This is a genomic window from Embleya sp. NPDC020886 (genome assembly GCF_044333915.1).
GTDB lineage: Bacteria > Actinomycetota > Actinomycetes > Streptomycetales > Streptomycetaceae > Embleya.
The window spans coordinates 146305-169841 of record NZ_JBIRRX010000018.1; the positions used below are offsets into that span (position 1 = coordinate 146305).

27 protein-coding genes are annotated in these 23537 nt (G+C 70.4%); 18 read left to right on the forward strand and 9 right to left on the reverse strand.

Annotated features, from left to right (window positions below):
- Positions 1-13: 13 nt before the first annotated feature.
- Positions 14-859 (reverse strand): helix-turn-helix domain-containing protein, encoded by an 846-nt coding sequence (locus ACH4U8_RS39735; protein ID WP_395782992.1) that lies wholly within the window; start codon positions 857-859, stop codon positions 14-16.
- A 277-nt stretch (positions 860-1136) separates the two neighbouring features.
- Between ACH4U8_RS39735 and ACH4U8_RS39740 the strand changes: the two genes are divergently transcribed.
- The 3 genes from ACH4U8_RS39740 to ACH4U8_RS39750 all read left to right on the forward strand — a co-directional run bounded on the left by ACH4U8_RS39740 (position 1137) and on the right by ACH4U8_RS39750 (position 2771).
- Positions 1137-1697, forward strand: coding sequence for a hypothetical protein (locus ACH4U8_RS39740; protein WP_395782994.1), 561 nt, complete (start codon positions 1137-1139; stop codon positions 1695-1697).
- A 16-nt stretch (positions 1698-1713) separates the two neighbouring features.
- Positions 1714-2094, forward strand: a complete 381-nt coding sequence (locus tag ACH4U8_RS39745; RefSeq protein ID WP_395782996.1) for a hypothetical protein — start codon at positions 1714-1716, stop codon at positions 2092-2094.
- 62 nt (positions 2095-2156) lie between these two features.
- Positions 2157-2771, forward strand: a complete 615-nt coding sequence (locus ACH4U8_RS39750) for a ricin-type beta-trefoil lectin domain protein (protein ID WP_395782998.1) — start codon at positions 2157-2159, stop codon at positions 2769-2771.
- A gap of 65 nt (positions 2772-2836) precedes the next feature.
- On the opposite strand, the gene ACH4U8_RS39755 is transcribed toward ACH4U8_RS39750, so the two are convergent.
- Positions 2837-3055, reverse strand: coding sequence for a hypothetical protein (locus ACH4U8_RS39755; RefSeq protein WP_395783000.1), 219 nt, complete (start codon positions 3053-3055; stop codon positions 2837-2839).
- A gap of 29 nt (positions 3056-3084) precedes the next feature.
- Positions 3085-3339: a hypothetical protein gene (locus ACH4U8_RS39760; protein WP_395783026.1), complete on the reverse strand. Its 255-nt coding sequence runs from the start codon at positions 3337-3339 to the stop codon at positions 3085-3087.
- A gap of 601 nt (positions 3340-3940) precedes the next feature.
- Here ACH4U8_RS39760 and ACH4U8_RS39765 point away from each other — a divergent pair.
- Positions 3941-4795, forward strand: a complete 855-nt coding sequence (locus ACH4U8_RS39765; protein ID WP_360308469.1) for a Bax inhibitor-1/YccA family protein — start codon at positions 3941-3943, stop codon at positions 4793-4795.
- Between the two features lie 198 nt (positions 4796-4993).
- Here ACH4U8_RS39765 and ACH4U8_RS39770 read toward each other — a convergent pair whose 3' ends face one another.
- Positions 4994-5227 carry a DUF4287 domain-containing protein gene (locus tag ACH4U8_RS39770; RefSeq protein ID WP_161360502.1) on the reverse strand — a complete coding sequence of 78 codons (234 nt, stop codon included), beginning with the start codon at positions 5225-5227 and terminating at the stop codon, positions 4994-4996.
- A 169-nt stretch (positions 5228-5396) separates the two neighbouring features.
- On the opposite strand from ACH4U8_RS39770, the gene ACH4U8_RS39775 reads away from it, so the two are divergent.
- On the forward strand, positions 5397-5768 hold the full coding sequence (locus ACH4U8_RS39775) for a hypothetical protein (RefSeq protein ID WP_360308473.1): 372 nt from the start codon (positions 5397-5399) through the stop codon (positions 5766-5768).
- Positions 5769-5821: 53 nt separating this feature from the next.
- Here the strand turns inward: ACH4U8_RS39775 and ACH4U8_RS39780 are convergent, their stop codons facing one another.
- From ACH4U8_RS39780 to ACH4U8_RS39790, 3 genes are all read right to left on the reverse strand, one after another.
- Positions 5822-6409 carry a hypothetical protein gene (locus tag ACH4U8_RS39780; RefSeq protein ID WP_395783002.1) on the reverse strand — a complete coding sequence of 196 codons (588 nt, stop codon included), beginning with the start codon at positions 6407-6409 and terminating at the stop codon, positions 5822-5824.
- A 220-nt stretch (positions 6410-6629) separates the two neighbouring features.
- Complete coding sequence (locus ACH4U8_RS39785; protein WP_360308479.1) at positions 6630-7850, reverse strand: acetyl-CoA C-acetyltransferase; 1221 nt, start codon at positions 7848-7850, stop codon at positions 6630-6632.
- A gap of 156 nt (positions 7851-8006) precedes the next feature.
- Positions 8007-9098, reverse strand: a complete 1092-nt coding sequence (locus ACH4U8_RS39790; RefSeq protein WP_379989246.1) for an SGNH/GDSL hydrolase family protein — start codon at positions 9096-9098, stop codon at positions 8007-8009.
- Between the two features lie 250 nt (positions 9099-9348).
- On the opposite strand from ACH4U8_RS39790, the gene ACH4U8_RS39795 reads away from it, so the two are divergent.
- The 6 genes from ACH4U8_RS39795 to ACH4U8_RS39820 all read left to right on the forward strand — a co-directional run bounded on the left by ACH4U8_RS39795 (position 9349) and on the right by ACH4U8_RS39820 (position 13213).
- On the forward strand, positions 9349-10725 hold the full coding sequence (locus tag ACH4U8_RS39795) for a cystathionine beta-synthase (protein ID WP_360308485.1): 1377 nt from the start codon (positions 9349-9351) through the stop codon (positions 10723-10725).
- Between the two features lie 156 nt (positions 10726-10881).
- Positions 10882-11445: a GNAT family N-acetyltransferase gene (locus ACH4U8_RS39800; protein ID WP_360308488.1), complete on the forward strand. Its 564-nt coding sequence runs from the start codon at positions 10882-10884 to the stop codon at positions 11443-11445.
- Between the two features lie 88 nt (positions 11446-11533).
- Positions 11534-12163, forward strand: a complete 630-nt coding sequence (locus ACH4U8_RS39805; RefSeq protein WP_360308491.1) for an XRE family transcriptional regulator — start codon at positions 11534-11536, stop codon at positions 12161-12163.
- A gap of 12 nt (positions 12164-12175) precedes the next feature.
- A complete protein-coding gene (locus ACH4U8_RS39810) occupies positions 12176-12298 on the forward strand; it encodes a hypothetical protein (RefSeq protein WP_268812492.1) in 123 nt (40 codons plus the stop codon).
- Positions 12299-12353: 55 nt separating this feature from the next.
- The gene (locus ACH4U8_RS39815) at positions 12354-12674 is read left to right on the forward strand and encodes a hypothetical protein (protein ID WP_360308494.1); all 321 of its coding nucleotides are present in this window, start codon (positions 12354-12356) and stop codon (positions 12672-12674) included.
- A 296-nt stretch (positions 12675-12970) separates the two neighbouring features.
- Positions 12971-13213: a chaplin gene (locus ACH4U8_RS39820; protein WP_360308497.1), complete on the forward strand. Its 243-nt coding sequence runs from the start codon at positions 12971-12973 to the stop codon at positions 13211-13213.
- Positions 13214-13687: 474 nt separating this feature from the next.
- Here the strand turns inward: ACH4U8_RS39820 and ACH4U8_RS39825 are convergent, their stop codons facing one another.
- On the reverse strand, positions 13688-14458 hold the full coding sequence (locus ACH4U8_RS39825) for an SDR family oxidoreductase (RefSeq protein ID WP_360308500.1): 771 nt from the start codon (positions 14456-14458) through the stop codon (positions 13688-13690).
- Positions 14459-14692: 234 nt separating this feature from the next.
- Between ACH4U8_RS39825 and ACH4U8_RS39830 the strand changes: the two genes are divergently transcribed.
- Positions 14693-15187: an Asp23/Gls24 family envelope stress response protein gene (locus tag ACH4U8_RS39830; RefSeq protein WP_360308503.1), complete on the forward strand. Its 495-nt coding sequence runs from the start codon at positions 14693-14695 to the stop codon at positions 15185-15187.
- A 102-nt stretch (positions 15188-15289) separates the two neighbouring features.
- On the opposite strand, the gene ACH4U8_RS39835 is transcribed toward ACH4U8_RS39830, so the two are convergent.
- Entirely contained in the window at positions 15290-16348 is a 1059-nt protein-coding gene (locus ACH4U8_RS39835; protein WP_395783004.1) for a hypothetical protein, read from the reverse strand.
- Between the two features lie 162 nt (positions 16349-16510).
- On the opposite strand from ACH4U8_RS39835, the gene ACH4U8_RS39840 reads away from it, so the two are divergent.
- From ACH4U8_RS39840 to ACH4U8_RS39865, 6 genes are all read left to right on the forward strand, one after another.
- Positions 16511-17395: a menaquinone biosynthesis protein gene (locus ACH4U8_RS39840; RefSeq protein WP_360308509.1), complete on the forward strand. Its 885-nt coding sequence runs from the start codon at positions 16511-16513 to the stop codon at positions 17393-17395.
- 127 nt (positions 17396-17522) lie between these two features.
- Complete coding sequence (gene mqnC / locus ACH4U8_RS39845; RefSeq protein ID WP_360308512.1) at positions 17523-18713, forward strand: cyclic dehypoxanthinyl futalosine synthase; 1191 nt, start codon at positions 17523-17525, stop codon at positions 18711-18713.
- Between the two features lie 129 nt (positions 18714-18842).
- Positions 18843-19844, forward strand: coding sequence for an LPXTG cell wall anchor domain-containing protein (locus ACH4U8_RS39850; RefSeq protein WP_395783006.1), 1002 nt, complete (start codon positions 18843-18845; stop codon positions 19842-19844).
- Positions 19845-19931: 87 nt separating this feature from the next.
- A complete protein-coding gene (locus tag ACH4U8_RS39855) occupies positions 19932-21176 on the forward strand; it encodes an amidohydrolase family protein (protein ID WP_395783008.1) in 1245 nt (414 codons plus the stop codon).
- 217 nt (positions 21177-21393) lie between these two features.
- Positions 21394-22092, forward strand: a complete 699-nt coding sequence (locus tag ACH4U8_RS39860; protein ID WP_360308521.1) for a demethylmenaquinone methyltransferase — start codon at positions 21394-21396, stop codon at positions 22090-22092.
- Positions 22093-22217: 125 nt separating this feature from the next.
- Positions 22218-23528 carry a geranylgeranyl reductase family protein gene (locus tag ACH4U8_RS39865; protein WP_360308524.1) on the forward strand — a complete coding sequence of 437 codons (1311 nt, stop codon included), beginning with the start codon at positions 22218-22220 and terminating at the stop codon, positions 23526-23528.
- Positions 23529-23537: the final 9 nt, after the last annotated feature.

Consider the following 23537-nt stretch of genomic DNA (forward strand, 5'->3'; position numbering starts at 1 on the left):
GATGTCCTCCCGGTCAGGCGAGCGAATGTGCGCCGTCAGCAATGAGCCCGTCGAACATACGGCGAAACCCCTTGTACAGAGGGCCGTATGGAGTCTCCATGACCTTGTAAAGCGCGGATTCGTGACCCTCCCAGCCCGCGTCGAAGCCAGACAGGTAGAGCACCTTCCCAACGCGGATCAAGCGCCACGTTGGCAACGATCGGTACCAGTGGACCTGGACGTCACACACGTCGGCCAGATCTCGCACACGGGCCGCTGTCAGACGTACGCCGTTCGCCATGCTCTCTGCGGATTCGCCAATCTCCGCTGCTCGATCGGCCAGCGCCGAGCAGTCCGGATCGAGGAGGAGCACACGCAATCGCAGCCGTGTGCCGTCGAAGCGAGTCAGTGAACTTCGGAGCAAGGAGTCGTTCAGGCCGATCAGGCCCAGTCCACGCACGGCGAGCACATCCAGCTCATCGACGGTGCGGGCTGCGCGTTGGATCTCGTCCGCTGCGGCGGCCTGCGCATTGAAGACGCGCACTACCTCGGGAAAGGCGGCCAAGTCGAACGCGCGCCCACCACTGCGGGGTTCCCGTCGCGCGGCCAAGCCGAGTAGATGCCGCGCATCGTCCGGCATGCTGAGGCCGTCGGCGATTCGCTCGAACACGTCGAGCTCGCGGACCGTTCGGCGGCCGTTGATGAGCTCGTTGACGCGGCCCTGCGTCATGTCGACGGCCGTTGCGATACGTGCCTGACTGGCGCCGCTGAACTGCTGTGTGTACCTGAAGAGTTGGCCGATTGCCCGCGCCCGGAGAGCTTCACGGACGTCGGCTTTCTGCCATGCCCAATCGGGCAGTGAGATTGGCGCGAGACTCACGTCGTATCCCTGCTAGGCGGCTATATCACCGTGAGATTACCGACTGGGTATCGCGCATGTACTGCGAGTTACATGATCCTTTGGGTGAGTTCGCCTCAGCGAGCTCACCCGACCCCGTCCCGGCGGCGACCACTGCCCGTGAGGAGCCGCCGGGGCGGGCCGCCCGCGAGGCGGGGCCGGCAGGGGTCCGAGGAGGTCGCCCCCGCGCCGTCCCGACGGCGGCACCAGTCCCGCCCCGCACCCAACACCCGCACCGATAACCCCCGTTGGAGTCCTTGTGACCGACGCCGAGGCGGGCACCGCGATGGTGCTGCCCGCTTGGACCATCCACCTGTCGCCCGTCGAGCAACCCCGGCCGTGGCGCCTGGGCGTGACCTCGGCCGGGCTGCACGCCCCGGCCGTGCAGCTCGAACGAGCCGCCGTTCACCTCACGGGCGCGGAGGTGGTCTCGCTCGCCGAGACGCTGTTGTGTCCTCGGCGTTCGGAGGAGCCGCCGTCGGGCCGGGCGCGGCTGGTGCGCGACGGGTTCGGCCTGCTCCTGCGCGTCCTCGTCGACCCGATCGACGACGAGCCGGGCCTGGTCGCACACGTCGAGGAACACCACCGCGCGGGCCTGCTCGACGACATCGCCCGGCATCGCCCCGACCTGCTCCCGACCACCGCGCCGCCCGAGCCGAAGCTGTGCCTCGACCCGACGCCGGTGACCGGGCTGACCATCGACCAGGTTGCCGAGCTGCACACCCGCCTCGGGTTGTGGCTGGGGAGCGAGGGCATCCGCGCGGCCATCGCCGACCGCGCCGTTCGCCGGCACATCACCGCTCCGGGGGTCGGCCGGTGACCGGACCGACGGGCACATGAGCGGCCAGGACGACGTCGGCCTTCGCCTCGACCTCGCCCGCGGCACCCTGGCGACGGAAGTACGGCTGCGCGGGTCGGCGCGTGCTGTACGGGACGCGTTCCCGATCGGGTCGGAGGAACGGAAGCTTGCGCAAGGGCTGCTGCGCGTCGCGAACCGGAAGGTCCTCGCCGCCGTCCGCGCGGCGCACACCGCCGGCGTGGCGCCGGCCGAGCTGGCGGCGACGGTCGGGGTCACAGTGCAGCGGATCAGCCAGATCATCCGCAGCGCCCGTATCCGACCCGGACACGACGAAGTCGGCCCGCCCCCACGATGGGAGGCGGGCCGTTGTCGTTCAACCGGTTGGGGCGTTGCCTGTCCGGTTTTCGCCTTTCCTTGACCAACGCAAACGTTGAAGGATCAAGAGCGCCCACCCCGGGGGCGCTCGACCCGAAGGCATCCATGACTTTCACGCGTTCGCGCCCCTACGCAACCCTCGTCATGCTGCTCGCGCTTACCGCCGCGTTCCTCACCGGTACGACCGGCAGCGCCTCAGCCGAACCGACCAGGTCTGTCCCGGTCGCCGCTCCTCCCGAGGACCAGCCCAGGCTGCTCCGGGAAATGCTGGCCAAACAGCAAAGCGCGAAATCCCGAACCCAAGATCAACGGGTGCTCACCGTTAACCAGCTTTTGAACTGGAACAGCGGCAAATGTATGGTTGCGCTCCCATCGGGGGAGCTGTGGGGCGTCATGCAGTACCGGTGCAACACGGCGTGGGCGGACCAACAGTGGAGCGCGTACGTCCTCAACGGCTATGTCAGAGTCCCCATAGATTACTTTCAGCGCTGCCTGGAGTCCCAGCAGGCGACTGTCACGACCCACCAATGCGGTGACTATATCAGCGCACAAATGTTCGAGTTCCTCACGGATACGACCGGCGAGTGGTTCATGATCCGAAACCGGGAAGGCAAGTGCCTTTACGCCAACGGCACAGCGGACAACGGGGCTGTGAGCGCCTATACGTGCAACAACACCTATGCAGATCAGTGGTGGAAATGGACCTGGCAAACCAACTGATCTGCGCATGAATGTGGTGCCCCCGCTGTCGCCCATCAGGGCCGTCAGCGGGGGCGTTGTCGCCGTCAGTGGCCGGATGCCTGCCACGCGGCCACCGCCAGGGCGGCGACGCCGGTCACCGCGGCCAGGCTAGGCAGCGGCCACCGGCCCCGCTCCAGCACCCGGATCCGCGCTTCGTGATCGAGCAGCTCGTTCGGGATGTTGTCGAGTTTCGTGGTGAGCTCCCGGACCGCGTCACCGGTCGCCCGCACCTCGGCGTACACCTCGGTCGGCGTGATGATCACGGACCCGTCCGGGATCGGCGTCGTCGGCGTCACTCGCGACCACCGCCCGCTGCGCTCTGCCGACCAGCCTCCCGGGCCTGCGCGCGCAGCCACCGCGGCAGCCGCTCTTCGACGACCGGCAGCGCCATGACCTTGACCATGCCGCCCGCCACGGCCAGGACGACGCCTACGCCGGCGGTGGTCTCCGGGATGCCGGAGGCGGCGATGATCAGCGGCAGGCCCGCCGCCAGACCGAGCACGGTCTGCACGACGGTGCGGGTCGTGCGCCTGGCCGCGTCGGTCATCACGAGCGGTCCCCGCGCAGCGCGGCGACTTCGGCCGTGAGGCCACGCACCCCGGACACGATCTCGCCGAGCAGGTCGTACACCTGCGGGCTGCGGTAACCCTGCAACCGGGCGAGCTTGTCGTCTATCAGGTATTAATGCTGCGGTAGGGCGATTTCGGCCAAGCGCGGTCGAGGGTGTGGCCGTCGGCGGTGACGAGGCGGAACGGGTGGGCGAATGTGGGTGTCGGGCCTCGACCGTGACCGGATCCCGGGGTCGATCGACACGATGACCATGGCGCCGCGGGCGGCCCTGGCACGTGGCTCGCTGGTGAGGTCGTCGTGTCTCGGGGCGGTGGGGCCCGGTGGTCCGGGGCGCGGGCCGGATGACCTTGCGGGCTCGCCCGCAAGCCCTCGCTCGCGCGGGTAGCGGGGGACCGTCGGGCGGACGGCGGTCGGCCTCTCGATGGATTCCAGCCGACTTTTCATGACCGGACAGTGACCACGGGCACAAAACGCGTGTCCGGACACGTTGTACGGGAAGTATGGAAGCCCCAAGCGCTTTACTTGGGGATTACTCTCTTAAGCCAGGACCCCCACCCCGGGGGCATGGAGGAGATGACATGAGGAGCAGCAACCCGGTGCTCACGCGGCGGGGGGCGTTCGAGACCGGCCGGCAGGAGCAGGCCGGTTACGGAGCGCCGCAGCCCGGGCCGCAGGGCGCCCCGTACGGCGGGCCGCAGCAGCCGCCGATGCAGCCGATGACCCCCGAGCAGCTTCAGGAGATGTACCGGGCGCAGTCCGCCGGTCCGCTCCAGACCGGCCGGATGACGATCGACGACGTGGTCGCGCGTACCGCGATGACGCTGTTGACGGTCGTCGTCACCGGCGCACTGTCGTGGGCCTTCCTGCCGTTCGAGAACTTCGGTTGGGCGGTCGGTGCCGCGCTCGCGGCATTCGTCGTCGCGATGATCGTGACCTTCAAGCGTGAGGTCAGCCCCGCCCTGGTGCTGACCTATGCCGCGCTCGAAGGTGTGTTCCTCGGCGCGATCAGCCACGCGTTCGAGCAGCAGTACAGCGGCATCGTGGTGCAGGCGGTGCTCGGTACGGCTGCCGTCTTCGTCGGCGTACTGGTGGCGTACAAGTCCGGCTGGATCAAGGTGACGAACCGCTACGCGCGGATCGGCATGGCGATCGCGATCGGCTTCGTGCTCCTCACCTTCGTCAACCTGCTCGCGATCCTGATCGCCGGTGGCGACGGTCTCGGCTTGCGCAGCGGGCCGCTCGGCATCGTGATGGGCATCCTCGGCATCCTCATCGGCGCCTTCTTCCTCTCGCTCGACTTCAACGAGATCGAGCAACTGGCCGCCCAGGGTGTGCCGCAGCAGGAGTCGTGGCGGGCCGCGTTCGGTCTGACCGTGACCCTGGTGTGGATCTACATGGAGGTCCTGCGCCTGCTGTCGATCCTGCGGGACTGACACAGCGCCGCATGACGGCCTGAAACGCGAAGTGGCGGTGCCCCGGCGAAGGGGCACCGCCACTTTTGTGTGCGCGAAGCCGCGCGGAGATGCGTGGAGATGCACGAAGATCTGCGGAGATCGGCGGAGTCGGGTGCGGTCAGCGTGGCAGGGGTCTTCGGTGGTGGATCGGTGGCGCGGCGGCCTCGGGGCGGGGGATCAGCTCACTCCACCCGGCGCGTGCCGGCGGCGGTCGTGCTCGCGGACGATGGCGAGGGCGTGCCCGTGTCCGAGGTTGTGCTCGCCCTGGAGCCAGGAGACCCGGTCCTCGAACCGGGAGAAGGCCGGACCGGCCTCGATTTCCTTGAACCAGTCGGGGAGTTCGCGGCCGGTGCAGGCGGGCACCCGGGCCACGAGGTTCCGGTGGGTCTCTTCGGAGAAGTGCAAGGACATAAGCGCCTCCGGTGAGCGTTCCGTTACCCGAGCGTGCATGACGGGCGAACGGTTGGCAAGCGGTCGAAGCCGACCCGCACGCGGTGTGCGCAATGGGTACGCTCCGGTTATGTCGTCCCGCATCCCCATCCCCCCGGTCGGGAAACCGTCCGCTTCCCTCACGGTTGACGTGGGCCCCTTCGTGAAGGAGTCCGGCGCGGTCGCCGATCGGCTTCGGCACCTGTCCGAGGCCCGGTTGAAGGCGCCGCTGACGGCTCGTCAGGAGACGGCGCCGAGCCGGGCCGGTGCGGCCCTCGCGTTGGCCCAGTGTCTGGCCGACCTGGCGGCCGCGGTCGAGGGCGAGCCGCTGCGCGAGGTACCGGACCTGGGCGTGTTCGTGGTGGGCGATCAGGTCGCGGTGACCTCCGGCGATCTCGCGTCGGCGCTGGCGCCGTTGGTCGAGGAACACGCGCTGATCCTGCAGGACGGCGAGCCGACGACGGCCGGTGACGTGGTGCGTCGGGCGCGGGAGATGGTGCGCGAGTTGTCGTCGGCGATCTGAGCGACACGCGGTGCCGGGAGTCGTGCCGCTCGGCGGGGGATTGCCGACCCGCCCTATGCCGGCGGGCGCACGTACAGGCGATCGGCCAGCGCGTACGTGGTGTCCTCGTCCAGGCCGAAGGTCAGTGTCCAGCCGCCGCCGACCTCGGAGGTGCCGAGCAGGCGCACCGGCCGGCCCAGGGACAACGCGACGTCGATCAGCGACGCGGCCTCCGGGTCGCCCGGCATCACCACCAGCGAGCTGCCGTCGGCGAAGTCGAGCACGTCCAGCCCGCCGCCGCCGGGTGAGCCGGTGCGCACACGCGTGATCGGGGTGCCGCCCGCGACCAGGCCGGTCAGGTAGCCGCCGGTGAGGTGGGTGGGCAGCAGCGGGGTCAGGTTCTCCGACGGGTGTGGACGTCGGCCGCCGTCGTGGTCGCCCGAGTCGCCCGGGTCCGGCAAGTCGTTGCGTCCGAGCCCGGGAACGGTCAGCGGTGGTCGTTCGGCGTCTCGGCTGCGGAAGAGATGATCGACGAACGCCTGGTCCCAGATCTCCGCGGTCGCACCGGCACGGCGTCGCCGGGACAGTCGGCGCACGACGGTGGTCACCGCGACGGCGCACGCGGCGGTGAGCAGGACGGGGACGATGTAAGCGTTCGGCATGACGTGATCCGCAACCCTTGGCCAACCCGAGGAACAGCTTCCTCCATCCAGGGTCGCGCCGTCGGCGGCCGGCCGCCAGAGCGTGACGTCCCGACCGGGCGGGACCTTGGGCCGACCCGTTCGAGTGAAGTGCGGCGAAGCCCGCCCGGGGATGTCCGGACGGGCTTCGCGTGGCTTGTCTCGTCTTGCCGGTGGTACCGGCGGTGCCGCCGGACAGGGCCTAGCTGAGGCGTTCGAGCACCATGGCCATGCCCATGCCGCCGCCGACGCACATGGTCTCCAGGCCCCACTGCTTGTCGTGCCACTGCAGCGAGTTGATCAGGGTGCTGGTGATCCGCGCGCCGGTCATGCCGAACGGGTGGCCGATCGCGATCGCGCCGCCGTTGACGTTGACCTTGTCCAGGTCGAAGCCCAGGTCGCGGTAGGAGGGGATGACCTGTGCCGCGAACGCCTCGTTGATCTCGACCAGGTCGATGTCGGCCGAGGTCAGGCCGGCTCGGGCCATCGCGATCCGGGACGCCTCGACCGGGCCGTAGCCCATGATCTCCGGCGACAGGCCGGACACGGCGGTGGAGACGATCCGGGCGAGCGGGGTCAGGCCCAGTTCGCGCGCCTTGGTGTCGGACATCACGATCACCGCGGCGGCGCCGTCGTTGAGCGGGCAGGCGTTGCCCGCGGTGACCGTGCCGTCCGGGCGGAAGACCGGCTTGAGGCCGGAGATGCCCTCCAGCGTGGTGCCCGCGCGCGGGCCGTCGTCCTTGCTCACCACGGTGCCGTCGGGGAGCGTGACCGGGGTGATGTCCTTCGCCCAGAAGCCGTCCGCGATCGCCTGCTCGGTGCGGTTCTGCGAGCGGACCGCGAACTCGTCCTGCTCGGTCCGGGAGATGCCCTTGTGCTGGGCCAGGTTCTCGGCGGTGAAGCCCATCCCGATGTAGACGTCCGGGAGCACGCCCTGCTCGCGCGGGTCGGACCAGGTCGAACCCTTCTCGACGGTCTCGACGGTGCGGGCCGCGGCGTCGGCGAAGAGCGGGTTCTTGGTGTCCGGGAGCGAGTCGCTGCTGCCCTTGCCCCGGGTGCTGGTGACCATTTCGACGCCGGCCGAGATGTAGGCGTCGCCCTCGCCCGCGCGGATCGCGTGCATCGCCATGCGGGTGGTCTGCAGCGACGACGAACAGTAGCGGGTGATGGTGGTTCCGGGCAGGTGGTCGTAGCCGAGCATGACCGCGACGTTGCGGCCCATGTTGAAGCCCTGCTCACCACCGGGCAGGCCGCAGCCCAGCATCAGGTCGTCGATGTCCTTGGGGTCCAGCGCCGGGACCTTGTCCAGGGCGGCGCGGACCATGAGCGCGGTCAGGTCGTCCGACCGCAGGTCCTTCAGGGAACCCTTGAAGGCGCGACCGATCGGGGAGCGGGCGGTGGCGACGATGACTGCTTCGGGCATCGGGACTCCTTGTTGGTCTTTGCGGCCGTCGGTACGAGGACCCCGCAGGGACTCTCGTCGGTGCGGAAGCGCAACTGACGCTGAAGTTACTGCCTGGTAGTCGAAAGTGGGAGGGGTTGATCATGCGACCTGCCCCACGCCGTAACTGACGCCCAGTCAGATTTCTTCGGCCACATTACCCCGGGTGCCCTCGACCGGGGTTGGCGCAGTCCGCTCGATCTTCGAATCACCCTCGTCGGCGGCATCCGGGTCGGCGTCCGGATCCACCGTCGCGGGGGTGGGGATCTGCTGCCGGCGGCGGTGGCGCAGCAGTGCCCACCGCCCGCGCGGGCCGCGCTCGCGGCCGCCGACGTCGGTGCCGGTCACCTCGGTGCCGCCCTCGGCCGCGGCCTCGATCGCGGCCTGGGCGATCGGCAGCACGCCCTCGCCGCGGAAGCTGTCCGGGCTCACCTCGTCCAGCGGCCACAGGTCCAACGCGGCGCACACGGACGGCAACGAGGCCATCGCGGCGGTCGCGTATCCCTCGATCGAGGGATGGAAACGATCCGGGCCGAACATCGCCTTGGGCCGGGCCAGGAACTCGGGCCCCAGCAACGAGCCGAGCGAGACGGTACGACCGCCCGCCTCGACCACGGCGATGGTCTGAGCGGCGGCCAGGTTGCGGCTCCACTGCCGGGCCAGGTAGCGCAGCGGTTGGGCGATCGGCTCGATCGTGCCCAGGTCGGGGCACGTGGCCACGACCACCTCGACGCCGGAGGCGATCAGCCGGCGGGTGGCCTGTTCGAGGTGGCGCACCGACTCGGCCGGGCGCATCCGGTGGGTGACGTCGTTCGCGCCGATCATGATCATGACCACGTCGAGTTCGTGCCGCAGCGCGAGGGTGACCTGACGTTCCAGGTCCGAGGACTGGGCGCCGGAGAGCGCGACGTTGACCAGTCGTACCGGCACCTCGGCGACGGCGGCCAGGCCGGAGGCGAGCAACGCGCCGGGGGTCTGCATCGGGTCCTCGACACCGAGGCCGGCGGCGGTGGAGTCGCCGATCACCGCGAACGTGATCGGCTCGCCCGGCAGGTCGCCGTACATGCCGTCGGCGGTCGGCGGTTCGCCGTCGGGCTCGCCCACCGTGCGGCGGGCCATCCTCGCCTCGGTGTACAACACCGCGAACATCGCCCCGGTCAGCACTCCCACGCCACCGCCACCGAAGGCCGCGGCGGCCGCCACCCGACGGGCCATCCGAGTGCGCATCATCGCCGGGTACCGCGGCCGGCCGTCGTGTACAAGACCTCGGGCTCCTCCCCGTCGCGAACTCCACGCCGACCCTAACCGACCGTCAGGTTCGTCGGCGGCCGGCGAGGCGCGGTGCGGCGTGCGGCGAGGGTGCGGCTCCCGGCCGTGATGCCCGGTCCGGCGCGAAAGCGCCGACTAGGCTGGGACAAGCGCAATGTGAGGATTTTGGGCCATCCGGCCCCGGCTGATGCGCACTCATGGCGGAGGTTCCGTGCGGTACCACGAATCCATGCTCGACCTGATCGGGGACACCCCCCTCGTCAAGCTCAACTCCGTCACCTCGGGGTTGTCGGCGACGGTGCTGGCGAAGGTCGAGTACTTCAACCCGGGCGGCTCGGTCAAGGACCGGATCGCCGTGCGGATGATCGACGCGGCGGAACAGTCGGGCGCGTTGCGTCCGGGCGGCACGATCGTCGAGCCCACCTCCGGCAACACCGGAGTCGGGCTGGCGATGGTGGCGCAGCGTCGCGGCTACAAGTGTGTGTTCGTCTGCCCGGACAAGGTCAGCATGGACAAGATCAACGTCATGCGGGCCTACGGCGCCGAGGTGGTGGTCTGCCCGACCGCGGTGGACCCCGAGCACCCCGACTCCTACTACAACGTCTCGGACCGACTGGTGCGCGAGACGCCCGGCGCGTGGAAGCCCGACCAGTACTCCAACCCGGAGAACCCGCAGTCGCACTACCTCTCCACGGGGCCCGAGTTGTGGGAGCAGACCGACGGTCGGATCACCTGCTTCGTGGCCGGCGTCGGCACCGGCGGCACCATCTCCGGGACCGGGCGTTTCCTCAAGGAGGTCTCGAACGGCGGCGTGCGCGTGGTCGGCGCCGACCCGGAGGGCTCGGTGTACTCCGGCGGCAGCGGCCGGCCGTACCTGGTCGAGGGGGTCGGCGAGGACTTCTGGCCGACCGCGTACGACAGCGCCGTGCCGGACGAGATCATCGCGGTGTCCGACCGCGACTCGTTCCTGATGACGCGCCGACTCGCCCGCGAGGAGGGCCTGTTGGTCGGCGGCTCGTGCGGGATGGCGGTGGTCGCGGCGCTGCGTGCGGCCGAGCGGCTCGGGCCGGACGACGTGGTCGTGGTGCTGCTGCCGGACTCCGGCCGGGGCTACCTCAGCAAGATCTTCAACGACGAGTGGATGGCCGACTACGGCTTCCTGGACGCGGACCCGAACGTGGCCACCGTGGCCGACATCCTGGCCCGCAAGCAGGGCGACCTGCCCGCGCTGGTGCACGTGCACCCGGAGGAGAGCGTCGGCGACTCGATCGCGATCCTGCGCGAGTTCGGGGTCAGCCAGATGCCGGTGGTCAAGCCCGGCGCGGGGCACCCGGACGTGATGGCCGCCGAGGTGGTCGGCTCGATCGCCGAGCGCGACCTGCTGGACGCGCTGGTGTCCGGCCAGGCGTCGGCGGGCGACCCGTTGGAGAAGTTCATGTCCGCGCCGCTGCCGGTGGTCGGCTCGGGCGAGCCGATCGCCCGGCTCGCGCGGGTGCTGGAGCAGGCCGACGCGGCGTTGGTCCTGGTGCACGGCAAGCCGCAGGGTGTGGTCACCCGGCAGGACCTGCTGGGTCACCTGGCGGGCTGAGTCGGGCGTGTTTCGCCACCGGGGCGGCGACGTCACCGGATCGGTTCGTTCCGGACACGCCCACGTAGTCGATGCGTAACACCGCCTCGACACCGTGGGGGTTCGGCGGGGACGGACCGCGAGGGGACCGCTCCGGTGGCGAGAGGCGGTAGGGACATGACGGCGATTGCGATGCGGGGCCGGGCCCGGCTCACCGTGGTGAACGCGACCGGCGCGGGCGAGTGGCCGTCGCACGTACGGGTACGGGTCGCCCGCGCCCAAGACGCCGCGCGGGTGCGCGCGATGCACGAGCGGTGCTCGCCGGAGACCCGCCGATTGCGCTACTTCACCTCGGCGCCGCGGCTGCCGGAAAGCGCGCTGAACCGGTTGCTGGTGCCCGAACACGGGGTGAGCCTGGTGGCGGTCGCGCCCGACGGCGCGATCGGGGCGCTGGCCACCCTCTTCCACCCGGCGGCCGAGCCGGTCGCCGAGGTGGCGCTGTTGGTCGAGGACGGATGGCAGCGGCACGGGCTCGGGACCACGCTGCTGCGCTCGCTGGTCGAGCACGCGGCCGTGCGCGGGGTGAGCGACCTGCGGGCGCACGTGTTGCCGTGGAACCGGCGGATGCTCGCCCTGTTCGACCGGGCCGGGCTGGTCAGTCGGCGCGGGTACGAGGACGGCGTGGTGCTGGTGCGGGCCGAGGTGCCGGCGGGGGTGCTCACGCCGGGGCGCTGCGCCTGATCTGCGGGTGGGCGCGGCTACAAGGGTGGAGTTTGCCTCAGAGGCAAGTTAATTGCCTCTCTGGTCAACGCCTGCCTAACCTCGAAGCATGGTCGCTTCACCAAGCTACGACACCGACGAGCCGGAATCGACATCCGCCGAGACGGTACCGACCGGACTCGGCGATCGATTGCGCGCGGCTCGTCGAGCCAACGGGTTCAAGCTCGACGAGGCCGCGCGACTGACCAAGCTCTCCGTCGCCTATCTCTCCCGGCTCGAACACGAGCGCCGGCAGCCGTCGTTGCCCGCGCTGTTGACCCTGGCCCGGGCCTACAACACCACCGTCTCCGAACTGCTCGGCGAGGACAGTGCCTCGGCCGAGCCGGTGGTCCGGGCGCGTGCTGCCGAGCCGGTCGAGGCGCACGGCTGGACCTACTGGCGCGTGGGCAGTCCGCGCCGCGGCATGCAGGCGCTGCGGGTGCGGGTGCCGGCGGGCCGGGCGGACGGGCCGGGGCGGGTGCATCCGGGCGAGGAATGGCTGTACGTGCTGACCGGTCAGCTCCGGTTGACCCTGGACGGGGCCACGCATCTGCTCGCGCCCGGCGACGTGGCGCACTTCGACTCGGGCCTGGCGCATCGGATGGAATCCGCCGACGCGTACCTGCCGGTCGAGTTTCTGATGGTGCACGCGGCGCCCGCGTTGGTCGCGTTCTCGCCGTGCCTCCCTACGCATGTCTGAAGAGGAGTCGTCGTGATGGAGAGCGAGAAGAGCCGGGCGACCGGGATGTGGATCCGGATCGCGATCTACATCCTCGGATTCTCGGTCGTGTTCGGGGCGCTGATGTTCACTGCGGTGACCTACGGCCACCGCTGAGCGCGCGGCGCGTCAGCGCGCCGGCGGCCGGGCGCGGGCCCGTAGGCTCGCGCTCATGGAAAACGCGACTTCCACCGACTCCACGACCCGCTACATCCGGCTCAACCTCGAAATCGTGCTGGAGGTCACCGACGCCGACGCGCTGCGGGCCGCTGCGCTGGACAGCGTCAAGGCGGACGAGGAGCTGTCACCGGGCGACCGGGCCGACGCGACCGCCGCGATCGAGAGCGACCTGGCCGAGTCGGTCTCGTACCTGATCGACCCGTTCAGCCTCGTCGAGGACATCGCCGGCACCGAGCTGAGCGAGGCCGGCTGGCAGTCCGAGGGGGCCGAGTACCTGCCCGAGGACGACGACGAGGACGCCGAGGACGCCTGACGTCCCGACGGTTCGTGTCCGGGGTGAGGACCGGGCGCGGCCCCGACCTGTGCAGACCCGTACGCATTTTCGTTCCGCACGCCCCGCGAAGCCTCGGCTTTGCGGGGCGTCGATCGTTGGCGGTGGGGGTGCGCTCGGGGAGTGCGCGGGCGCCCGGCGCCGGCGTACGGCGCAGGCGCCTGTCCCCGCAGGGGTGAACCATGGGCCAACCGGGCGGTCGGGCGTTGCTCGGTGGCGGGGGCTTCGTTGTCCCACGTGCCGCATCCGTTCGTGCGGCACTGTGACATGGAGGAAGAATGAACACGGTCAAGAAGGCGGCCTTCATCACCGCCGCAGCCGGTGGCATCCTCGCCGCGGGCATGGGTGCTGCCAACGCGAGCTCCGACGCGGACGGTGCGGCCGTCGGGTCGCCGGGTGTCGTCTCCGGGAACAACATCCAGGTGCCGGTGCACGTCCCGCTGAACCTGTGTGGCAACAGCGTCAACATCGTTGGCCTGGTGAACCCGGCGTTCGGGAACGTTTGCCTCAACCAAGGCTGAGGTTGCACGTGTGGGGCGCTGTGCCGGGTGGCCGGTGCGGCGCCCTTTGGCGTTCTCGGGTTGTGTATTCGGGCCTCATGCGCCGGCCGGGCTGGGTTCGCCTCAAACGCCGGCGGGGCTGAGTGGCCTCAAGCGCCGGCCGGGCTGTTTCGCCTCAAACGCCGGCGGGGCTGGGTGGCCTCATGCGCCGGCCGGGCTGGGTTCGCCTCAAGCGCCGGCGAGGCTGATTCGCCTCAAACGCTGGCGAGGCTGATTCGCCTCAAGCGCCGGCGGGGCTGGGTGGCCTCAAGCGCCGGCCGGGCTGAAGGGGCTGGGTGGCCTCATGTGTCGGGCGGGCCGGGGTTCGCCTCAAACGCCGGCGGGGCTGGGTGGCCTCATGCGCCGGCCGGGCTGAGGGGGGCCTCGTGTGCCGGGCCGGGTGGGTTCGCCTCGGGCGCCGGCCGGGCCGGGTGGGCCTGGCCGGCGGTGAGGGGGTCAGGCGTGGGTGCCGCCGTCTATGCGGAGGGACGTGCCGGTGACGAACTTGCCGTCGTCGGAGGCCAGGGCGGCGATCATGCCGGCGATGACGTCCGGGTGGGCCATGCCTTCGCCGATGATGGGCATGAGCTTGCCGAAGAGTTCCCAGTCGGCGTCGTCCGGCACCTGGTTGGGGGTGTCGTCGACGATGCCGCTGGAGATGCTGCCGGGGGCGACGTTGACCGCGCGCAGGCCCTGGCGGCTGTACTCCAGGGCGATCGCGTGGGTGAAAGCGTCGATCGCGCCCTTGCTCGCCGCGTAGGCCGCCATGTACGGGTGGGCGAAGCTCGCCGAGGTCGAACTGAAGTTGATGATCACGCCGTTGCCGGTCTCCAGGAGCGGCGGCAACGCGGCGCGGGTCATCAGGAACGTGCCCGTCAGGTTGACGGTGATGATCTGGTTCCACTTCTCCAGCGGGAACGTGTGGGTGTGGCCGGCCCGCAGGATCCCCGCCGCGTTCACCAGCACGTCCAGGCCGCCCAGGCGCTCGACCACCTCGGCCACGCCGGTGCCCACCGCGTCCTCGTTCGAGACGTCCAGCACGCCCGTGCTCAGTCGGGCGTCCACGCCCTTCTCCGCCGCCATCGCGCGGGTCTTCTCCAACCCTTCGGCGTTGACGTCCGCCGCGTGTACCGTGCCCGCCTCGCTCAGCAGCCGCAGCACCGTGGCCTGGCCGATGCCCGAGCCGCCACCGGTGACGATGATGCGCCGATCCTGGAACCGCTCCACAGTGTTTCCTCCTTGAACGGGGTGTACGGGTCCCATCACAAGTGGTTCCGACACGCAGGAGCAAGCCTCCTGAACGGTTGGCCGGGAGTGAAATGAAACATGCTCCAGTGCACTTTCGCGGCCGATCGGATTAATTCGCCCGGATTGCGTGACGAATCGATCGGGAAGGGGTCACACCTCATGTGAAGAGGAGCCCCCACCTCTCACGAAGCGGCGAAAGACGAGGTTCCAGCCATGGCAGACTCACCCGCCCACACGCCCGACAAGAGCACCGTCGCCCACTCGGAACGGACCGAACGATCCACGAGCGGCTCCGGCCATCTCACCGAGGTGGCCGCGCTGGCCACGGACCGAGGGCGGACTTCGATCGCAGACGGGGTGGTGGCCAAGGTCGCCGGGCTGGCGGCGCGCGAGATCCCGGGCGTGTACGCGCTCGGCAGCGGCGTCTCCCGGGCCTTCGCCGCGATGCGCAAGGCGGTGCCGGGCGGGCGTCCGGACGTCGCGCGTGGCGTCGGCGTCGAAGTCGGCGAGAAGCAGTGCGCGGTCGATCTGAGCCTGGTGGTGGAGTACGGCGCGCCGATCGCCGAGGTCGCCGCCGCGGTGCGCGACCACGTGATCGAGTCGATCGAGCGGATGACCGGCCTGGAAGTGGTCGAGGTGGACATCTCCGTGGACGACATCCACATCGAGCAGGATGACGACGACACGTCCTCGCGCAACCTGGCGTGAGTCCGGGCGCGGCGGCTCCGAGCCGAGCCGCGCCGCGTGCACAGGGCGGGACCGGGATCGCCCCGGGCCCGCCCTGTGTGCCGCTCGAACGTCGGTGTTTCGTCAGCGCCGGCGACCACGCAGGCCCAGGCCGACCGCGCCCAGCACGATCGCGACGATCGAGGCCGCCAACACCGACCAGGCCATCGTGGTCAACGAATCGGTGAACACGTCGTAGATCGCCTCGATGCCGGCCCGGTTCAGGGTGTTCCTGGTTTCCAGCTCGTCCGCGATCGGTCCCCTCGCGGCGGAGCTCAGGAGCAGCAACAGGCCGCTGGTGACCAACAGACCGACCCCGGTCATGATCAGCGCGCGGAAGCGGTTCACCGCGACGGCGAGGCCGACCAGCAACAACACCAGGGTCAGGATCGGCAGCCACTTGCCCGCGTCGTCGACGGCCTGGAAGGCGTCCCGGCCCTGCTTGGCCTCGGAGGCGTGCGGCAGTTGGGCCAGGTCGATCGGGATGCTGGTGGGCAGGCTCGCCTTGGACACCGGGATCCCGGCCTTGTTCAGCCGGGGCACCACCGCGTCCAGCGGGCTCTTGAGGTTGACCACCACCTTGTCGCCGTCGGTCGTGACGTTCTTGCTGTCCCGGCCGAGGATGGAGGACATCACCACGTCGTGCGCGGTGGAGATGCCGTCCTTCCAGATCGCCTTGAACGAGGGCTTGCCGATCTCCTCCAGCACCGCGCTCTGCACCACGTCACGCGGCACCTGGCCGCGTACGGTCGGCGGGAGTTGCCGGATCACCTCTTCGGTCATCAGCCGGGCGACCTCGGTGCGGATCGCCGACTCGTCGATCAGCGCGACCGCGTTGTCGGTGAACCCCTGCTCGGAGACCACCTCCCAGCGCAACCACAGCGCGGACAACGCCGGGATGCTCAGCAGCACCGCGAGCACCAGGCTGATCCCGGCGACGGTGCCGCGCAACGCGCCGTACGCGGGTCGCGCGGGCTGCCGCGGCGGCGGACCGTAGGAGCCGGCGCCGCCCGGGCCGCCCGGTTGGTACGGGCCGCCCGGGTCGTACGCGGGCGGTGGCGGGGCGGGCGTGGACGCGTAGGGCGGGGGCGGGGGCGGGTAGCCGCCACCCTGGCCCGGATACGAGCCCGGGGACGAGTGCATCGCGCTTCCTCCGTCGTTGTAGTCGGACCGCCGTGGAATCGGCCCGGCATCCGAGAGTCTCACTCGCACGCCGCTGCCACCGCCGTGCGCGCGGTGTTGTGCCTGTTCGGTGACACCCGGGTCGGTACCGGCGATCCGCGCACCCGGGCATAGCCTGCGGGGATGGACACTGTGGACAACGCGCCGCAAGCCGGCCGCCGGCGACCCCGGGTAGGCCATATCCAGTACCTCAACTGCCTGCCCATCTACTGGGGCCTGGCCCGCACGGGCTCGTTGGTGGATCTGGACCTGACCAAGGACACTCCGGACAACCTCAACGACGCCCTCGTGCGCGGCGACCTCGACATCGCGCCGATCAGCGTGGTCGAGTACCTGCGCCACGCGGACGACCTGGTGGTGCTCCCGGACATCGCGGTGGCCGCCGACGGACCGGTGATGTCGGTGATGTTGGTCAGCCAGGTGCCGATCGACCGGCTCGACGGCGCCCGGGTCGCGCTGGGGTCGCAAAGTCGTACGGGGGTTCGGCTGGCCCGGCTGTTGCTGGAGGAGAAGTACGGGGTGCGGCCCGAGTTCTTCACCTCGGCGCCCGACCTGGGCCTGATGATGCAGGAGGCGGAGGCGGCGGTGGTGATCGGCGACGTCGCACTGCGCGCGACGTTGTACGACGCGCCGCGGCTGGGGCTGCTGGTCTACGACCTCGCGTACGAGTGGAAGCAGTGGACCGGGCTGCCGTTCGTGTTCGCCGTGTGGGCCGCGCGCCGGGACTTCCTGGAGGCGTATCCGGACGAGGTGCACGCGGTGCATCAAGCCTTCCTGGAGTCGCGCGACCTGTGCATGCAGGAGGTGGACAAGGTCTGCGAGCACGTGGCCCGGTGGGAGGCGTTCGACGCGGCCACGCTGGAGCGCTACTACACCGAGGCGCTGGACTACTCGCTCGGGGAGCGACACCTGCGGGGGATGGCCGAGTTCGCCCGGCGGACCGCGCACGACACCGGATACGCGGCCGATGTGCGGGTGCGGCTGCTCGACGCCCCGCAGCTTTCGTGAGCGCGCCGGATAGGCTCGTTCCCGAGCATTCCTGCCGTGCCCACCGGCTCGGCGCTCGTCCGCTCGATGCGCACTCGTCGTACGCGCGATCGTTCCACTCGTATTCGTTCCATGCGGAGGCTTCCCCGTGATCAGCGATCTCCAGCCGGTCCTGGACCGGGCCGCCGGCGGTGGGCGGATCACGCCCGACGAGGCGCTCGCCCTGTACGTGCACGCACCGCTGCACGCGCTCGGCCGGGCCGCCGACGCCGCGCGACGTGCGCGCTACGCGGACACCGTCGACATCGCGACGTACATCATCGAGCGCAACATCAACTACACGAACGTGTGCGTCACCGCGTGCAAGTTCTGTGCGTTCTACGCCCCGCCCAAGAGCGAGAAGGGCTGGGTCCGGGAGATCGACGACATTCTGCGCCGGTGCGCGGAGACGGTCGAACTCGGCGGCACGCAGATCATGTTCCAGGGCGGGCACCACCCCGACTTCGGCGTCGAGTACTACGAGCGCTCGTTCGCCGCGATCAAGGCCGAGTTCCCGCAACTGGTCATCCACTCGCTCGGTGCCTCCGAGGTCGCGCACATGGCCAAGGTCTCCGGGGTGGGGATCGAGGAGGCCATCACCCGGATCCACGCGGCCGGCCTGGACTCGTTCGCGGGCGCCGGCGCGGAGTTGCTCCCGGAGCGCCCGCGCAAGGCGATCGCGCCGCTCAAGGAGTCCGGCGAGCGCTGGCTGGAGATCATGGAGACCGCGCACGGGCTGGGCGTGGAGTCCACCTCGACGATGCTGATGGGCACCGGCGAGACCAACGCCGAGCGCATCGAGCACCTGCGGATGATCCGCGACGTGCAGGACCGCACGGGCGGCTTCCGGGCCTTCATCCCGTACACCTACCAGCCGGAGAACAACCACCTGAAGGGGCAGACGCAGGCCACCCTGCTCGAATACCTGCGCCTGATCGCGGTCGCCCGACTGTTCCTGCACAACGTCGCGCACATCCAGGGCTCGTGGCTGACCACGGGCAAGGAGGCCGGCCAGCTCACCCTGCACTACGGTGCGGACGACCTGGGCTCGGTCATGCTGGAGGAGAACGTGGTCTCCTCGGCCGGTGCCCGGCACCGCTCCAACCGGATGGAGCTGCTGCACCTGATCCGCGCCGCCGGCCGCATCCCGGCCCAGCGCGACACCACCTACAACCACCTGATCGTGCACGACGACCCGGCGAACGACCCGGTCGACGACAAGGTGGTCTCGCACCTCTCCTCGACCGCCCTCGACGGCCCCACCGGCCGCACCGAATTGAAGGTCGTCGACGCCCGCTGACAGGGGGTTGACGGGGCGGTTGGGTCTGTGTAGACCTTCTTCTGCCATTGGACGACCCGCCGGTCCTTCGAATGGGCGGGTTTTCCGTTTTCCGCAGGGGTGGGGAATCACTGCATGTCACGTATCCACGTGAAAAAGGCCGTTGTATTCGGCATTGCCGGCGGCGCCATTCTGGCCGGTTCGGCAGGTCTGACCGGGACGGCCGTCGCGGCGGGCGGAATCTCGATCACGCCGTCCACCGCGACGATCGTGCCGGGCGGCGCGAACGTCAAGCTCACCATCACGGCGACCGAGCCGTTCGATGTCGGGTTCAGCGGAACCGGCCAGGGGTCCTTCGGTTGGACGGTGCCGAGCGACTGCAAATGGGACGACGTCACGCCCTCCCGGCTCACCTGTACTCCGGGTGCCGACGGAAAGGTCGTCTTCCCGGTGGGCACCGAGGACGGGAAAGAAGGCGAAAAGGTAACTTTCTTCGCCAAGGCCGTCAAGGGTGAGGCCAAGGCCACCGCCGAATTGACGTACGGAAAACCGGTCGACGAGGCCGACCTGCACATCGAAAACCCCGCATCGTTCACGTATCTGAACCCGGGTGGCGAACTCGGCAAGGATTTCGCCGTCGAATACTGGGACAAGCACAACAAGAAGGCCGATGCCACGATCACCGTGACCGCGGTCAAGGGATTCAAGTTCGCCGCGGCGCCCGAGGGCTGTCGGCTGGACGCGGCGGGGTTGGTGGTCACCTGCACCAGGACCGGCGTGAAGGGCGGTATGCCGAGCCGGCTGACCGGCTTCGAGGGCAGCATCTCCGGCAACGAGCAGATCCTGGAAAGCCGGATCACCGGCCCGCTGCCGGACAGTGACCCGGCGGACAACGTCGACCGCACGGTGTACTCGAACCGGGTCGACCCGACCGGGCCGAGTACCAAGCCCACCGAGGTGAAGCCGACGGGCACGCCCACCACGGCCGCGCCCGCGGTGAGCAAGCCGACCAAGCGCCCCGAACTGGCCGAGACCGGCGCGGACGACGACAACGACATCACGGTGATCGGCGGGGCCGCCGCCGCGCTCGTGGTGGTCGGTGCCGGTGGCGTGCTCTTCGCCCGCAAGCGCCGCGGGACGCGCCGGGCGTAACCGCGACACGTCGTGACACGAACCGCCGTCGGGCTCCGGCCCGACGGCGGTTCCGTGCGTCGAAGGGGGGCTTGGGATGATGGGTGCATGTCGTCGACCCTGCATGTTGCGCCCGTTGTCCTGTCGATGGTCGGGGCGGAGCCGATTCGTGACGGTGCCGTGCTCGTGGAGGACGGGCGGATCGTCGCGGTGGGTCCGCGAGGGGAGTTGGCGACGGCGGGGGCCCGGGAGCGGGTGTGGCGTGGGGTGTTGACGCCGGGGCTGGTGAACGCGCACGCGCACCTGCAGTACACCGACTTCGGGGATCTGGCGTTGTCCGGGCTGGCCTTTCCGGAGTGGATTCGCGTGTTGACCGCGCGGCGGGCCGAGTTTTCCGAGGTGATGTGGCAGGAGAGCGCGCGGCGCGGGGTGCATCACATGTTGCGGTCCGGGACGACGGCGGCGGCGGATGTGGTCACCGATCCGTGTGTGCTCGTGCCGGTGGGCCGGTCCGGATTGCGGGGGATCAGCTACGTCGAGGTGATCGCGGACGACGCGATGTGGGCGGGCGGGCGGCGCGCGGCGTTCCTGGACACGCTGGACGGGGCGAGCGGTGGGCGCGCGCTGGGCGTGTCGCCGCACACCCCGTTCACGGTCGGCACGGCGGTGTTCGAGGAGTGTGTGGCGATCGCGCGCGAGCGTGGGTTGCGGCTGCACCCGCATCTGGCGGAGACCGCGCACGAGGCCGAGTTCATCCGGCACGGCACCGGCCGGTTCGCCGAGTTGAACCGGGCCATCGGCATGGCCCTGGAGTTGCTCGACGGCGGCAGCGGCGGCGGGCCGGCGGCCTACCTGGCCGGATTCGACGGGCTGGGCCCCGACGTGCACGTCGCGCACGGGGTGCATCTGGCCGCCGAGGATCGTGCGCTGCTGCGCGAGCACGGCACGGCGGTCGCGTTGTGCGTGCGTTCGAACGCGATCCTGGCTGCGGGGGAGCCGCCGGTCGCCGACTACCTCGCCGAGGGCGCGGCGATCGCGCTGGGCACCGATTCGCTGGCCTCCTCGCCGTCCCTCGACCTGTGGGAAGAGGCGGCGGCGGTCCGGGAGTTGGCGATCCGGCAGGGATACCGCAGGGACGATCTGGATCGGCGGCTGGTCGAGGCGGTCACCGTCGGCGGCGCGGCGGCGCTGGGCGGCCTGGACGGCGTGGGCACGCTGCGCCCGGGCGGTTCGGCCGATCTCGCGGTGTTCGACGTGCCGACGGAGGGCGATCCGTACGCGGCGTTGGTCGCACACGGCACGGGGTCGTGCGTGGCCACGGTGCTCGGCGGGCGGCTCGTGCATCGGCGCTGAGGCCGGCGACGGCGAGCGGGCGTGGTGGTCGGCGGTGGTCGCACGATCGTCGCGGCAGGGCGGTGCGGCCGAGGCGGCGTCGGCGGTTCGCGTCGGCCGTCGGCGGCGTCGACGAACGGCACGACGGTTTCGGGCGGGTCGGGTATTCCACCCGACGCGCCCGCCGCGTTGCCCGCCCCGGGCACGCGCGCCCGGCCCGGCGCGAGATGATGGCCGGGTGACCCGAGCCTCCCTGGACAAGCAACCGCGTGAAGTCGCGTCGATGTTCGACGCGGTCGCGGCGCGCTACGACCTGACCAACACCGTGCTCTCCATGGGCCAGGACCGGTCCTGGCGCAAGGCCGTCGCACGCGCCGTGGACGCCCGCCCGGGAGAGCGGGTGCTCGACCTCGCGGCGGGCACCGGCACCTCCTCGTTGCCCTTTCGGGACGCGGGCGCGGACGTGGTGCCGTGCGACTTCTCGGTGGGCATGCTGCGCGAGGGCAAGCGCAAGCACCCAGAGCTGCCGTTCACCGCGGGCGACGCGACCAGGCTGCCGTTCAAGGACGCCACCTTCGACGCGGTGACCATCTCGTTCGGCCTGCGCAACGTCAGCGACACCGAGGGCGCGCTGCGCGAGATGTTGCGGGTGACCCGGCCGGGCGGACGACTGGTGGTCTGCGAGTTCAGCCGGCCCACCTGGCGCCCGTTCGAGACCGTGTACGTGGAGTACCTGATGCGGGCGCTGCCGCCGGTGGCCACCGCGGTCAGCAGCAACCCGGACGCCTACGTCTACCTGGCCGAGTCGATCCGGGCCTGGCCCGACCAGCCCGGTCTGGCGGCGCTGATCGGCAAGGCGGGCTGGGCGCATCCGGCCTGGCGCAACCTCACCGGCGGGGTGGTCGCACTGCACCGGGGCTTCCGACCGTCCGAGTGAGCCCGAGGCCGGCCACGCGTTCGGCGAGTGCCACAGGCCGGCCTCGCGCCCACGCCTCATAGACTTGTCCGGCCAAAACCGTCCCGGTTTCGGCACTGCCGCAGAGACTTCCAGGGGAGTCGTCCGTGACCGACGCAGCGCCCGTCACAACCACCAAGCGCGCCGACTCGACGCATGAGGCCGACGTCATCGTGGTCGGGGCCGGTCCGGCCGGATCGACCACGGCGTATCACCTGGCCAAGTCCGGGGTCAGCGTGATCCTGCTGGAGAAGACCGCGTTCCCCCGGGAGAAGGTCTGCGGCGACGGGCTCACCCCGCGCGCCACCAAGCAGCTGATCGCGATGGGCGTGGACACCTCGGTCGAGGCCGGCTGGTTGCCGAACCGGGGTCTGCGGATCCTCGGCGGCGGCATGCGCCTGGAGCTGGACTGGCCGGACCTGGCCAGCTACCCCGCGCACGGCCTGGTCCGCAAGCGCGCCGACTTCGACGAGATCCTGGCCCGCCAGGCGTCCGCGGCCGGCGCCAAGTTGTACGAGCGGGCCAACGTCACCGGCCCGATCCTGGACGACCGCACCGGCCGCATCGTCGGCGTCAACGTGCGGATGAACGGCTCGAAGGAGGAGACCGTCTTCCGCGCGCCGATCGTGGTCGCCGCCGACGGCAACTCGACCCGGCTCTCCCTCGCGATGGGACTGCACCGCCGCGAGGACCGCCCGATGGGCGTCGCGGTGCGCACCTACTTCAAGTCCCCGCGCAGCGACGACGACTACCTGGAGTCGTGGCTGGAGCTGTGGGACCGCCGGGACGGCCAGGAGAAGCTGCTGCCCGGCTACGGGTGGGTGTTCGGCATGGGCGACGGCACCTCGAACGTGGGTCTGGGGTTGCTGAACACCTCGTCCGCGTTCAAGGACATCGACTACCGCGACCTGCTCAAGGGCTGGGTCTCGGGCATGCCCGAGGAGTGGGGCTACACCGACGAGAACCAGGAGGGCCCGATCCGGGGCGCCGCGCTCCCGATGGGCTTCAACCGCCAACCGCACTACACCAAGGGCCTGTTGCTGGTCGGTGACGCGGGCGGGATGGTCAACCCGTTCAACGGCGAGGGCATCGCCTACGCGATGGAGTCCGGTGAGATCGCCGCCCAGGTGATCACCCAGGCGGTGGCCCGGCTCACCCCCGAGGGCCGGGAGCGGGCGCTGTACGACTACCCGCGCATCCTCAAGCAGACCTACGGCGGCTACTACACGCTGGGTCGGATGTTCGTGAAGCTGATCGGCGACCCGCGGGTGATGAACTTCGCCACCAAGCACGGCCTGCCGCACCCGATGTTGATGAAGTTCGTGCTCAAGATGCTGGCCAACCTGACCGACCCGCGCGGCGGCGACGCGATGGACCGGATCATCAACGGCATGGTGCGGATCGCCCCGGCCGCGTGATGCGCGCGT